Annotated in this window: 12 protein-coding genes; 2 read left to right on the top strand and 10 right to left on the bottom strand. The window is 65.9% G+C overall.

The window, feature by feature from the left end; all coding sequences use genetic code 11:
* The first annotated feature begins 4 nt into the window (after positions 1 to 4).
* A complete protein-coding gene (gene mtr / locus G6N43_RS20465; RefSeq protein ID WP_083149846.1) occupies positions 5 to 1,420 on the top strand; it encodes a mycothione reductase in 1,416 nt (471 codons plus the stop codon).
* Positions 1,421 to 1,515: 95 nt separating this feature from the next.
* Here the strand turns inward: mtr and G6N43_RS20470 are convergent, their stop codons facing one another.
* The 5 genes from G6N43_RS20470 to G6N43_RS20490 form a co-directional block, all read right to left on the bottom strand.
* Entirely contained in the window at positions 1,516 to 1,872 is a 357-nt protein-coding gene (locus tag G6N43_RS20470; RefSeq protein ID WP_083149847.1) for a hypothetical protein, read from the bottom strand.
* A gap of 157 nt (positions 1,873 to 2,029) precedes the next feature.
* Complete coding sequence (gene nicT / locus G6N43_RS20475; protein WP_275989685.1) at positions 2,030 to 3,064, bottom strand: Nickel transporter NicT; 1,035 nt, start codon at positions 3,062 to 3,064, stop codon at positions 2,030 to 2,032.
* Positions 3,065 to 3,274: 210 nt separating this feature from the next.
* Positions 3,275 to 6,148: an AfsR/SARP family transcriptional regulator gene (locus G6N43_RS20480; protein WP_083149849.1), complete on the bottom strand. Its 2,874-nt coding sequence runs from the start codon at positions 6,146 to 6,148 to the stop codon at positions 3,275 to 3,277.
* 185 nt (positions 6,149 to 6,333) lie between these two features.
* Entirely contained in the window at positions 6,334 to 6,597 is a 264-nt protein-coding gene (locus tag G6N43_RS20485; protein ID WP_083150029.1) for an ArsR/SmtB family transcription factor, read from the bottom strand.
* Between the two features lie 136 nt (positions 6,598 to 6,733).
* Positions 6,734 to 7,582 carry a class I SAM-dependent methyltransferase gene (locus G6N43_RS20490; protein WP_083150030.1) on the bottom strand — a complete coding sequence of 283 codons (849 nt, stop codon included), beginning with the start codon at positions 7,580 to 7,582 and terminating at the stop codon, positions 6,734 to 6,736.
* 270 nt (positions 7,583 to 7,852) lie between these two features.
* Here G6N43_RS20490 and G6N43_RS20495 point away from each other — a divergent pair, with 270 nt between their 5' ends.
* A complete protein-coding gene (locus G6N43_RS20495) occupies positions 7,853 to 8,149 on the top strand; it encodes a hypothetical protein (RefSeq protein WP_083149850.1) in 297 nt (98 codons plus the stop codon).
* A gap of 216 nt (positions 8,150 to 8,365) precedes the next feature.
* Here the strand turns inward: G6N43_RS20495 and G6N43_RS30505 are convergent, their stop codons facing one another.
* From G6N43_RS30505 to G6N43_RS20520, 5 genes are all read right to left on the bottom strand, one after another.
* Positions 8,366 to 8,698: a hypothetical protein gene (locus G6N43_RS30505; protein ID WP_179967899.1), complete on the bottom strand. Its 333-nt coding sequence runs from the start codon at positions 8,696 to 8,698 to the stop codon at positions 8,366 to 8,368.
* A gap of 98 nt (positions 8,699 to 8,796) precedes the next feature.
* Complete coding sequence (locus tag G6N43_RS20505) at positions 8,797 to 9,519, bottom strand: FadR/GntR family transcriptional regulator (RefSeq protein WP_083149852.1); 723 nt, start codon at positions 9,517 to 9,519, stop codon at positions 8,797 to 8,799.
* A 14-nt stretch (positions 9,520 to 9,533) separates the two neighbouring features.
* The gene (locus G6N43_RS20510) at positions 9,534 to 10,310 is read right to left on the bottom strand and encodes a 3-oxoacyl-ACP reductase (RefSeq protein ID WP_179968048.1); all 777 of its coding nucleotides are present in this window, start codon (positions 10,308 to 10,310) and stop codon (positions 9,534 to 9,536) included.
* Positions 10,307 to 11,671, bottom strand: coding sequence for an aldehyde dehydrogenase family protein (locus G6N43_RS20515; RefSeq protein ID WP_083149854.1), 1,365 nt, complete (start codon positions 11,669 to 11,671; stop codon positions 10,307 to 10,309). Before G6N43_RS20515 ends, G6N43_RS20510 begins: the two co-directional genes overlap by 4 nt.
* Positions 11,668 to 12,429 (bottom strand): gamma-glutamyl-gamma-aminobutyrate hydrolase family protein, encoded by a 762-nt coding sequence (locus tag G6N43_RS20520; RefSeq protein WP_083149855.1) that lies wholly within the window; start codon positions 12,427 to 12,429, stop codon positions 11,668 to 11,670. The genes G6N43_RS20515 and G6N43_RS20520 overlap by 4 nt, the downstream gene beginning before the upstream one ends.
* Positions 12,430 to 12,468 lie beyond the last annotated feature (39 nt).

Consider the following 12,468-nt stretch of genomic DNA (forward strand, 5'->3'; position numbering starts at 1 on the left):
CGACATGACCCACTTCGACATCGCCATCATCGGCACGGGTTCGGGCAATTCCATCCTCGACGAGCGGTACGAGGACAAGAAGGTGGCGATCTGCGAGCAGGGCGTGTTCGGCGGCACCTGCCTCAACGTCGGCTGCATCCCGACGAAGATGTTCGTCTACTCGGCAGGTGTGGCTCAACAGATAAGGGACTCATCGCAATACGGCATCGATGCCCACATCGACGAGATCCGCTGGACCGACATCGTCTCCCGGGTGTTCGGCCGCATCGATCCGATCGCCGAGGGTGGGGAGAACTACCGCCGGTCGTCGCCCAATGTGACGGTGTTCGGCAGCCACACGCGCTTTGCGCCGACGAAACCCGATGGCCGCTACGCGTTTCGGACCGATGACGGCGACGAGTTCACCGCCGACCAGGTGGTCATCGCAGCCGGTTCCCGGGCCGTCGTGCCGGAGGCGGTCACCGCATGTGGGGTGAACTACCACACCAGCGACACCATCATGCGCATCGCGGAGGTCCCCGAGCATCTGGTCATCATCGGCGGTGGTTTCATCGCCTGCGAGTTCGCTCATATCTTCTCGGCCCTCGGCAGCCATGTGACGCTGCTGATCCGCGGCAGCACCCTGCTCCGCGGCCATGACGATGACATCGCCATGCGCTTCACCGACATCGCGTCGAGGAAATGGGAGGTCCGCAACCACCATGAACTCGCCGACGCCCACAACATCGGCGACGGCATAGAGATCACGTGCGAGGACGGCACGAAGGTGCGCGGCGACGCACTGCTCGTCGCGACGGGCCGTACTCCCAACGGCGACCTGCTCGACGCCGAGAACGCCGGGGTGAAGGTCAACGCCAACGGCCAGGTCGTGGTCGACCAGTACCAGCGCACCACCGCCCGCGGCGTATTCGCCCTCGGCGACGTGTCGTCGAACTATCAGCTCAAGCACGTCGCCAACCATGAGGCCCGCCGGGTCAAGCACAACCTGCTGCAGGACTGGGACGACACCGACGCGCTGATGCCATCGGACCATCGCAACGTGCCATCGGCGGTTTTCACCGACCCGCAGATCGCCAGCGTCGGCCTGACGGAAAACGAAGCCCGCGCAAAGGGTTTCAGAATCAAGGTGAAGATTCAGGACTTCGGCGACGTCGCGTACGGCTGGGCGATGGAGGACACGACGGGGATCGCGAAGATCATCGTCGACGACGACAGCGGCCTGATTCTCGGCGCGCACATCATGGGCCACCAGGCGTCGTCGCTCATTCAGCCGTTGATCCAGGCGATGAACTTCGACCTACCCGCGCAGGACATGGCGCGTGGCCAGTACTGGATTCACCCGGCGTTGCCCGAGGTGATCGAGAACGCGTTACTGGCGCTGTGTGGTGAACCGCCCTGGCCGCCGTCGAAGAGGCACTGACGCTCAGTCGGCAGCGGGACCAATCCCGCCGGATCCCAAAATCGTTGGGCTCCGGCGGGATCCCTCGTACGTCGATCACGACGAATGCGCCGCTGTCACTGCTGCGTGCTGGCTTCGCCCGGCAGCGGCACCACGACATCTCGCGGCCCCTGCGGTTCACGGGTCGGCCCGGTGGCGGCAGCGTCCACGCATCCGCGGTTGCCGCCCTGCCACACTCCGCCGGCCCTGATGCAGCAGAACTTGTACTCGTCTATGTGTGTCGCATCGTTGGTCTGGCCCGCTACCCACCTCTTGTCTGCCGCGTCCGCGCACTTGTTGTATGAGCTCCTGTTGAGCTCTGCCTGCGCGATCGCGGGTCCTGCAAGCCCGCTGACGATAGTGGCGATTGCCGCCGCGCCTAAGGTGGCGGCCGCCATGTGCTTGCGCCGCATGGTCACCGGTGACTGATTCATGGTGATTCTCCTTGTGTTGTTCCTCCGCTCGGTCGAGCGGTTCGTTGACGGAACAACGGTGCAGCGACGGCTTTCGGCAAGCCTTGAGGAAATGTGAAATCTCCTGGTCAGAGTTGGTGCGTCAGCACTGATGCAGCCGGCGAAGCGCGCTAGCACCTCAGTCGGCGGGCACCCAGCGTTCCTCGACCTGGCCGAAGCGCCAGACGGCGAGTGCGATCAACCAGGCGGCGACGAACAAGCCGACGATCATGAAGCCGACGGACTCGAGGTTCGCAGACCCGATCGCGGCGATCGGGCCTGATTCGACACCCAGGCGTTCGACCAGCAGGCCGGTCAGCACGATGACGCCGATTACCAGGGCAACGATCACCGAGAGCACCGTCACCGTCAGGTTGTAGTAGACCTTGCGGATCGGTTTGAGGAACGCCCAACCGTAGGCCCGCGCCATGAAGATGCCGTCCAGCGCGTCGAACAGACTCATCCCGGCTGCGAACAGCACCGGCAGGACGAGGATGGCGTACCAGGGCAATGTGAAGGCCGCCGTACCCGCGGCCAGCACGAGGAGTGCCACCTGCGTGGCGGTATCAAATCCCAGGCCCATCAGAAGCCCGACCGGGTAGAGATGCCATGGCTTGCTTACGCGCCGCATGACCTTGCCGAGGAGTCTGGCGAGGAAGCCGCGCTGCTGAAGCTGCCGCTCGAGTTCGGCCTCGTCGAATTCGCCGGTCCGCATTTGGCGGAACACCTTGGCGATGCCCACCGCGGCGAACAGATTCGACAGTCCGATCAGGATCAGGAAAGTGCCGGCGACGAGCGAACCGATCAGGCCGAGCGTCTGCAACATGGGCGAGCCTTCGTCCTGCACGGGGCCGACCACCGCGCGAACACCGATCGCCAGCAGGAATGCCAGACCGAAGACGACGCTGGAATGACCGAGCGAGAACCAGAACCCGGTCGTCAACGAGCGGGTGCCTTCGCCGACCAGCTTGCGGGTGGTGTTGTCGATCACGGCGATGTGGTCGGCGTCGAACGCGTGCCGAACCCCGAGCAGGTAGGCGGTCACGCCGAGCCCAACGCCGAAGACACCGGCCGACCCGAGCGTGATGTGCTGCGGGGCCACGCCGAAGACGAGCACCCCCCAGCCGAATACATGGAGCGCCAGGACGACACCGCCCATCGCGGCGATCGTCATCCAATCTGTTCTGTCGAGTCGGGGGGAAACTGTGGTTTCGGAGAGCTCGACGACAGTCACGGCTCGACTCTAAGCGCGCATGCCATATCTGTCTAGATGAACAGATGTTCATGCGGGCGCGGACCCGAGTTGTGGGATGCGATCGGCAGCGACGGCGGGTAATCACCCGCGTGCTACGAAGTCGACGGGTTGCTTCGACGGCTTGGTCCCTCAGATGGCGGCTGGCGCCCCGTCGCCGCCGGTGACGATCTCCATCAGCGCTGTGTGGGCGCGGCGCACAGCCTCGGCGCCACTCACCGCACGTCGCGTTTCGGGATTACCAGCGAGTCGATTCTCGGCGAGCGGGGACTGTTTCCCGGCACCGACCAGGGCATGGTGCAGCGCCAGTGCCTCGTCGTCGGCGCCGATCCGCGCCAGGAAGCGGGTGACGTAGCGCAAGTTGAGCCACTGTTGGCTCCAATCGCCCATCCGGTCCCAGTGGTCGAGCACTTCGATGAGGGCCTGGGCTGCCATCCGAGGCTCACCGTGGACCGCGCGGGTGGCCGCCCCCTCCATCAGGGCGATGCCATGCCACCAGAGGTTCCGTACGGAGGCCGCTAGATCCGCAGCGTCGTCGAACAGCACCAACGCACGCTCCGGATCGGATTTCTTCAGCACAAGGCCGAGCGCGTAACGTCCCATCGACCGCGCGGTGGGGTTCGATGTGGCGTCCGCAACCCTTACAGCCTCCTCCGCCGCCGGCGCGCCGTCCTCGGGATTGCGCAGCGCGGCGTGACAGATCGCGACGTAGAACAACGTCCACACCAACCGGATCGCATCGTCGTCGGCACGCGCGCGCGCCAGCTCGGCCTCGTAGTGTGCGAGTGCGGTGCGCGCGTCACCTTCATAGAGGGCGAGATCCGCGAGGACGTCGCCGGGGTAGGCGACGCGGCCGTTGCCGCGACTTGGTGTGCGGCCGGCGGCCAATTCGGCGAGGGCACGGGCATTTTCGGACTCGCCACGGTTCCATGCGCCCCGTGCCGCGAAGCCGACGACTGCGGCGTACAAGGGGTGCGCCGGATCGGCCAACTCGATGATCCGCTCCGCCCAACCGGAGGCCTCGTATCCGATTCGCAGATGCGCTACTTCGGACAACGAGGTGACCAGCCGCAGCGCCGTGTCGATGTCCCCATCCGCGACCGCGTGCTCGAATGCGGTGCGAATGTTGTCGTAATCGGGCAGCACGCGGTCCACCCAGTCGGCCTCGTCCGGGCCGTGCATACCTGCCGCCCCACGTTCCGCCAGTTGCGTGTAGTACCGCGCGTGGCGATTCGTGATGTCATCGTGAAATCCCTGTTTCTGCAACAGGTCTCGACCATACGACCGCAGCGTCTCCAGCATCAGGTAGCGGGTGTGGCCGACATCGGCGCGGCGCGTCACCATCGACTTGTCGAGAAGTCCGGTGAGCAGGTCGAGGGTGTCGTCCTCATCGCCCTTTCCGCACACGCCGTGGGCAGCGGCCAAGTCGAAGCCGCCAGCGAATATAGACAGCTGTGTGAACAGCTCCTTTTCAGGTGCCGTCAGCAGTTGATAGGACCAGTCGATCGTCGAGGTGAGACTCTGTTGCCGAGGCAACGCATCACGGCTGCCACCGCTGAGCAACCGCAGGCTGTCCAACCGGCGCGCGACCTCGAGACTGCTCATCACCCGCATCCGTGCGGCGGCCAGCTCGATCGCCAACGGCAGCCCATCGAGACGACGGCAGATCTCGGCGACAGCCCCGACCGGCTCGTTGTCGAGTTGGAAGTCGGGTCTACCGGAGCGCGCACGTTCGGCGAACAACCGGACGGCGGCGTCAACGGGCAAGGGCGGCACTGGAAACAGCTTCTCGCCCTCGACTCCAAGCGCTTCGCGACTGGTGGCCAACACCACCACATCCGGGCAGTGGCGCACGATGCGGTCCGCCAACCGTGCGGCGGTTTCCAGCACATGCTCACAGTTGTCAAGCAGCAGAAGCAGTTTGCGAACACGCAGATACTCGATCACGGTGGCTTCGATGTCGAGGCCGTGCTGCTGACGCAAGTGCAGTGCCACCGCAATCGCATGCGCAACAGCGGATTCGTCCTCGACGGGTGCAAGCTCGCACACCCAAGCGCCGTCGGGAAAGTCCTGTTCGACTCGTGACGCCGCTTCGATCGCCAACCGGGTCTTGCCGACGCCACCGACCCCGACCAGCGTGATGAGCGGTCCGTCCGCGACAGCGTCGACGACGCGAACCAAATCGTCCTCGCGGCCGATCAGGCTGGCGGCCCGTCTGGGTACGGTGCCTCGAACCTCCGCATTCACGATGACGGGCGATACCGGCGGTGGAGGCTGCCCGGGTTCGCCATCGAGAATCGCTTGATGCACCTGCTGCAGGGCCGGACCCGGCTCGACGCCCAGTTCGTCGATGAGGCGGCTGCGCATGGCCCGGAAGGTCTCGAGTGCATCCACTTGTCGGCCGCACCGGTACTGCGCGAGCATCACCTGGCCGGCCAGCCGCTCGTCGAGCGGGTGCTCACCGAACATGGTCGTCAGCAGCGGCAGCAGCTCGCCGTGCCTACCGACCCGCAGCCCGGTGTCGTTGTGATCCAATGCCGCGGCCAACCGCTCGGCTTCCAGTCCGCGTCGCACATCGTCCAGCCACGGCGTGCTGAGCGTCGCAAACGGCTCCCCGCGCCAGAGCGCCAGCGCCTCACCGAACAGACTGTCGGCCCGGGCCGGATCGACCGCCACTCTTGCCTGGGCGACAAGCTCGCGAAACCGGTGCAGATCCACCGTTGAGGGATCCGCGTTGAGCACGTATCCGCTTGGGCCGCGGGTGATTTCGACGCTGTCGGCGAGAACCTGCCGAAGCCGCGAAACATAGGCTGCCAGCGCGTTGCGGGACCGGTGCGGGGGTTCGTCCGCCCAGACGCGATCGATCAGCTGGTCGGACGACACCGGACGGTTGACGTCGACCAGCAGCGCAGCCAGAACGCACCGTTGACGGGCGGGCCCTATCTCGACCCGCGCGCCGTCCACGCGGGCCTCGACGTCGCCGAGCAATCGGAACTCCACCGCCACGGCATACAGCTTCCATGACGTTCTTCCTGTGTGCACGGAAAAGCAGCAGGTCAGGCCTCGCGGCTTACGCCGTTGTCGGATACATCCTGATCCTCGGACTGACGTTGTATTACGCCCGCCGCAACCGGGATGACTGATTCACCCGACCCACCGGCGCATTCCGATTCGTCGGTGGGATGTGCGCATCAGCGATGCCGGGCACCGATCCAGTGCAACAGATCATGCACGGTCTCGTCCTCGAGGCGGTAGCTGACCGACCGACCTACGCGCGTCGATGACACCCAGCCCTGTTGGCGCAGCACCCGAAGTGCCTGTGAAACAGCGTTCTCGTTGCGCCCCAGGGCCGTCGCCAGATCGCCGACACAGATCCCCGGCGCCCGGTGCAGTGCCAACAGGATTTCCAGACGGTTCGGGTCGGACAACAGGTCGAAGCGCTGAGCCCAGCCCATCGTGTCGACGTCGGCGAGCGCCGACGTGGCTTGCCGCACGACTCCGTGGGTTTCAGCCCCCTCGCCGGCTTTCTCGCTGGTTCGCGCCACGCACCAAATCTAATCCCTCGGACGTCCGAAACCGCCCAGCAACGGGCTATCGCTTTATCGCAGTGATCAGCAGGTACTCCGCGTCCCAATGCGAGCGTCCTGCGACCCCCTGGTCCCAGGTGGCGATGAAATGCAGGAAATCCCTGTCGAGCGCGTCGATGCGGTCGGGCTTGTCGGCGTTGAACCGGTACGCAGCGATGGTCGGACCGTAGTTGCGCTTCCAGTACTCACGGAACTCGAACGGATTCGAGCAATGGGCCATCCGTACGTTCTGGCGCCGGAAGTTCAGCTCAGTGACCCGATCGCCGAACAATCCGCGGACATGGGTCTCATCACCCCAGAGCGGCGGCGGATTCGCACCGGGCGGAGGCGGCGGCGCATACGGCTTCATCGTGGCGAACAGGTTGCCGATGAAGCCCTCCGGCGTCCAGTTGATCATCCCGATCGTGCCGCCGGGCCGAACGACCCGTATCAGCTCATCGGCCGTCATCTGGTGGTGTGGCGCGAACATCGCGCCGACACAGGACATGACAACGTCAAAACTGTTGTCGGCGAATGGCAATGCCTCGGCGTCGGCCTCGACCCACTCCAGTTCGACATCGCGTTGCGCCGCGATGCGGTGCCCGACATCAAACAGTTCTGGTGTCAGATCGCTCGCAGTCACAAGGGCTCCCGCCGCCGCGGCCGGAATCGCCGCATTGCCCGAGCCGGCGCCGACATCGAGGACCCGCTGACCCGGACGCACGCCACAGGCGCGAACAAGTTCTGGGCCGAGCGAGGGGATCAGCTCGGCCGCGACGGCCGGATAATCGCCCGACGCCCACAGCGCCCGGTGCTTGGCTTTGAGCTCGCGGTCGGCTCCCGCCGATCCGAAAACGGCTACTTGTTCGGTCATATCCATCCCCAACTTTCTGACGTGTACCGCCCCGGTGAGCGGTCCGGTGATGAACCCACGGTGCAGGGCGGGGCTTCGACGATCGTTGACGAAACGTGAAATCCGCTGGTAGCCGCTCCCGGGTCATGACGCAGACGGCGGCCCCAGCGGCACATAAACACGGCGTGAACTGTGTATTTCACGAACAGGTCAGGTTGTGTCAAACGCTGACGGACAAGGTTGCGCTGTCAATTCAACGGGTCACCACGGCCCACCGAACAAAGGAAAACAATGAACACCTCGAAGAAGCGGGCCCGTCTCGTGTCCTTCGTCGCCGCGGGCACCATGGCGACAAGCGCCATGTTGGGGGTTTTGGCTTCAGCAGTCGCCCACGCCAAGCCGCTGTCGGAGACCACGATCAAAAACGAGTGCAACCAGGCCGGCGGTTCCTACAGCACCGCCAACCTTGGCGGCGGGATGCGGTGGTCGGGTTGCACGTACAAGGCGGCCGACGGCAACACCTACACCGACAACTACAACAACGGCACCTACACGACCACCAACCAGGTCGGGCCTCGCCCGCAGTGATCCTGCAGGGGAAGCGAGCGGGCGGTGGTGGGTGTCGGGGCCCATCACCGTGCGCCGACACCCAATCAGCAGTAGCGGCTCAGCGCCGTGCGCGCTCGGAGCACTGCCTCGACTCCGGTCGGCGCTGCGCCGAGATCGGATTCGGAGTCCGTCGGCTCCGATGTCAGCGGTGATGCTCTACCCGCTCTGAGAAGTGCGCGATGAAGTGCGGCGGCGTCATCGTGGGCACCCACTCGCTTGAGGAACCGGGTGATACCTCAAGTTGAGCCACTGCTGGTGGCTCCAGTCCCCCGCCCTGTCCCAGTGGTCGAGCACCGTGATGAGTTCGGCTGCAGCAGTTGGTGGTTCACCGTGAACCGCACGGGTCGCAGCAGCCTCCATCAGCGCGACGCCTTCCCGCCAGAAATTCTGTACGGACGATACGAGTTCGGCTGCCTCGTCGAAAAGCGCCAACGCGCGATCCGGCTCCGACTTCTTGAGCACCAAACCGAGCGCGTAGCACGCCATCGAACGCGCTGTGGGGTTGCCGGTTCCCGCTGCGACCCGCATCGACCCTTCTGCCGCGGCCACCCCCTTTTCCGGAGTGCACAGGGCGGATTGGCATACTGCGATGTAGAAGTGAATGAGGCCACAGCCCGAACCCCAGGTCAGTCCAGGAATCCGTGCAGCAGCGTGGCCGAACCTTCGACGTGGGCCCGCATCGCGGTCGCCGCCCCCTCACAGTCGCCCGCGAGGATCGCCATCACGACGGCCTCGTGCTGTTCGTCGGAGTGCGCGATGTTGCGCGGCAGCAACGGAATCTGGTCCAGCAGACCGTTGAGCCGCATCCGGTTCTCCGCGACCAGCGGCACCAGCGACGGCGACCCGGCCGCCTCGGCGATCGCCAGGTGCAACCGCGAATCCAGGCGCCGATAGTCGTCAGGCGCCGCACCACGAACATCGGACAGCCGTGCCCACAACTCTTCCCGCTCCGCGGCGGTCAGTGTCCGGCTGGCCGCCATCCGTGCCGCGCCCACCTCCAGAATCTCGCGCAGACGCAGCGCGTCGTCGATGTCCGCGCGCGACACCCCGGCAGTGCCACCGGTCTGGCGCGGCAGTTCCTCGGCGAGGAAGGTCCCGCCGTAACGGCCCCGACGCGACACGAGATAGCCCGCGTCGGCCAGCGACTTGATGGCCTCCCGCACGGTGTCGCGGCTGACGCCGAGCCGAGCGGCGAGTTCGCGTTCAGGAGGCAGCGATTCACCGGGCTGGAGCACGCCGAGCCGGATGGTCTGCAGCAGGCGCCCAACGGTGTCCTCGAACGCATTACCCGGCCGCACCGGGCGCAGCAGCGCCTCGCTTGCGAGTGGTACGTCGGGATCCGCGGCCATGGTCTAGGACACGATCAGAGGGGGGTCACATAATGGCCACTGATGCCACCGTCGACGAGGAACGACGAGGCGGTGATGAACGACGCGTCGTCGCTCGCTAGAAACGCCACCGCGGCGGCGAGTTCCTCCGGTTCGGCGAACCGTCCGACCGGGACGTGCACCAGCCGTCGCGCCGCCCGCTCCGGGTCCTTGGCGAACAACTCCTGCAGCAGCGGCGTGTTCACCGGTCCGGGGCACAGCGCGTTCACCCGGATGCCCTGGCGTGCGTACTGCACCCCGAGCTCGCGGGACATGGCTAAAACGCCACCCTTGGAAGCGGTGTAGGAGATCTGCGACGTCGCCGAACCCATCACCGCCACGAACGACGCGGTGTTGATGATGGAGCCCTTCTGGTTCGGCACCATGTGCCGCAGCGCCGCCTTGCAGCACAGGAACACCGACTTCAGGTTCACGTCCTGCACCCGCTGCCACGCGTCCAGACCGGTGACCTCGATCAGGTCGTCCTCGGGCGGCGAGATACCCGCGTTGTTGAAGGCGATGTCGACCGATCCGTGCGTCTTGGCCGCGGTGTCGAACAACGTGTCGACGGCCACCTCGTCCGAGACATCAACCGGCACAAAGGTTCCGCCGAGTTCATCGGCGACCTCCTTGCCCGTGATCGGGTCGATGTCGCCGATCACGACGGTCGCGCCCTCGGCGTGCATGCGTCGTGCGGACGCGAGCCCGATTCCGCTGGCGCCGCCGGTGATGACGGCGACCTTGCCGGCCAACCGCTGTGTCAGATCCATCAGGCCTCCTGGATTGCGTAGAAAACGTTCTTGGTTTCGGTGAAGGACAGCGGTGCGTCCGGCCCGAGCTCGCGGCCAAGACCCGACTGTTTGAATCCGCCGAACGGGGTGTTGTAGCGCACCGAGGAGTGCGAATTCACCGACAAATTACCGGATTCCACTGCACGCGACACCCGCAGCGCCCTGGAGAGGTTGTCGGTCCAGATCGACCCCGACAAGCCGTACGGGGTGTCGTTCGCGAGAGCAATGCCATCGGCCTCGTCGTCGAACGGCAGCACCACCACGACCGGTCCGAAGATCTCCTCACGGACGGTGCGGTCGTCCCGCTGCGGCGTCAGCACGGTGGGCGGGAACCAGTACCCAGGCCCCGAAGGCGCATCGCCGCGGAATGCAACGGGCGCGTCGTCGGGCACGAACGAGGCGACGCTGTTCCAGTGGGCCTTCGACACCAGCGGGCCCATCTCGGTGCCCTCGGAGCGCGGATCGCCGACGACGACACCCTTGACCGCGGGCTCGAGCAGCTCCATGAACCGGTCGTATACGGTGCGCTGCACCAGGATTCGACTGCGCGCACAGCAGTCCTGGCCGGCATTGTCGAACACCCCGTACGGGGCGGTCGCGGCCGCCTTCTCCAGATCGCAGTCGTCGAACACGATGTTGGCGCTCTTGCCACCCAACTCCAGCGTGACGCGCTTGACCTGGGCGGCCGCACCGGCCATCACCCGGGTGCCGACTTCGGTCGAACCGGTGAACACGATCTTGCGCACATCGGGATGGGTGACGAATCGCTCGCCGACGACCGAACCCTTACCGGGCAGTACCTGGAAGAGACCGGCGGGCAGTCCCGCGTCGGCCGCGAGCTCCCCCAACCGGATCGTCGTCAACGGGGTCCATTCGGCGGGCTTGAGCACGACGGCGTTACCGGCGGCCAGGGCGGGTGCGAAACCCCACGACGCGATGGTCATCGGGAAGTTCCACGGAGTGATGACGCCGACGACGCCGAGCGGTTCGTTGAATGTGACGTCGAGCCCGCCGGCTACCGGAATCTGCTTGCCCGACAGTCGCTCCGGGGTCGCCGAGTAGTACTGCAGGACGTCACGGACGTGACCCGCTTCCCACTTGGCGTTGCCGATCGGGTGCCCCGAGTTGGCGACTTCGAGCTCAGCCAGCTCGTCGACGTGCGCGTCCACCGCCGCGGCGAAGGCCCGCAGCGCCGCCGCTCGTTCGGCCGGTGCCAACCGCGCCCATTGCTTCTGTGCCGCCTTGGCGCGCGCGACGGCGTCGTCGACGCCCGCCTCATCGGTCTGCTCTACCTTGCGCAGCAGATCCTCGGTCGCGGGATTGATGACGTCGGAGGTGCTCAAGCACTTACCCTTTCGTTTGCATACGTCGCTGCGGCCTGGACGGCAGCCGCGAACAGTCTCAGGTCGTCCAACCGCTCCTCTGGATGCCACTGGACGGCCAATACGAAGTTGTCGCCAGGAATCTCCACCGCCTCGATGACGCCGTCGCCGTCCTGTGCGCTGACGATCAGGCCCTGGCCCAACCTGTCGATGGCCTGATGGTGGTAGCACTGCGCGTCCGACGACTCGCCGATGATCGATGCCAGTCGCGTGCCCGGCACGGTGCGCACCGACGACGTCGAGAACACCGCGTTGCCCTGCTGGTGGTGGGTGTGGCCGATGACGTCGGGCAGATGCTGGTGCAATGTACCGCCGAGCGCGACGTTGAGCACCTGGGCGCCGCGGCAGATGCCCAGCACCGGCATACCGCGCCGAATCGCACCGCGGACCAACGCGAATTCGAAGGCGTCACGCATCCGGTTGTCTTCCACCGGCTCGTCGGTGGCGGGGTGCCGGTCCTGGCCGTAACTGGCGGGCCCCACGTCGCGTCCGCCGGTGATGATCAACCCGTCGAGCCCGTCGAGCACCCTCTCGGCGATGTCATCGTCGACCGGCTGCGGGGGCAACAGCACGGAGATGCCCCCGGCGAGCCCGACACCCTCGAAGTAGATCGCGGGCAGGAAGCTCGCACGAACGTCCCACACACTGGTCTGCGCCTGCTGCAGGTAGGTGGTCAACCCGATAACGGGCCGCACCCCTTCACCGCGAGCAGACGCCAAACGCCCCTTTTTGGCCCCATTTTGGGGGTGTTCACGTCT

The sequence above is a fragment of the Mycolicibacterium moriokaense genome (assembly GCF_010726085.1).
Classification (GTDB): domain Bacteria; phylum Actinomycetota; class Actinomycetes; order Mycobacteriales; family Mycobacteriaceae; genus Mycobacterium; species Mycobacterium moriokaense.

Excerpts from the sequence above, each read along its gene's own strand:
- G6N43_RS20470 (WP_083149847.1), bottom strand. The coding sequence starts at position 1,872 with ATGAATCAGTCACCGGTGACCATGCGGCGCAAGCACATGGCGGCCGCC.
- G6N43_RS20505 (WP_083149852.1), bottom strand. The coding sequence starts at position 9,519 with ATGGCCGCGGATCCCGACGTACCACTCGCAAGCGAGGCGCTGCTGCGC.
- G6N43_RS20495 (WP_083149850.1), top strand. The coding sequence starts at position 7,853 with ATGAACACCTCGAAGAAGCGGGCCCGTCTCGTGTCCTTCGTCGCCGCG.
- nicT (WP_275989685.1), bottom strand. The coding sequence starts at position 3,064 with ATGACGATCGCCGCGATGGGCGGTGTCGTCCTGGCGCTCCATGTATTC.
- G6N43_RS20490 (WP_083150030.1), bottom strand. The coding sequence starts at position 7,582 with ATGACCGAACAAGTAGCCGTTTTCGGATCGGCGGGAGCCGACCGCGAG.
- G6N43_RS20485 (WP_083150029.1), bottom strand. The coding sequence starts at position 6,597 with ATGGGCTGGGCTCAGCGCTTCGACCTGTTGTCCGACCCGAACCGTCTG.
- G6N43_RS30505 (WP_179967899.1), bottom strand. The coding sequence starts at position 8,698 with ATGCGGGTCGCAGCGGGAACCGGCAACCCCACAGCGCGTTCGATGGCG.
- mtr (WP_083149846.1), top strand. The coding sequence starts at position 5 with ATGACCCACTTCGACATCGCCATCATCGGCACGGGTTCGGGCAATTCC.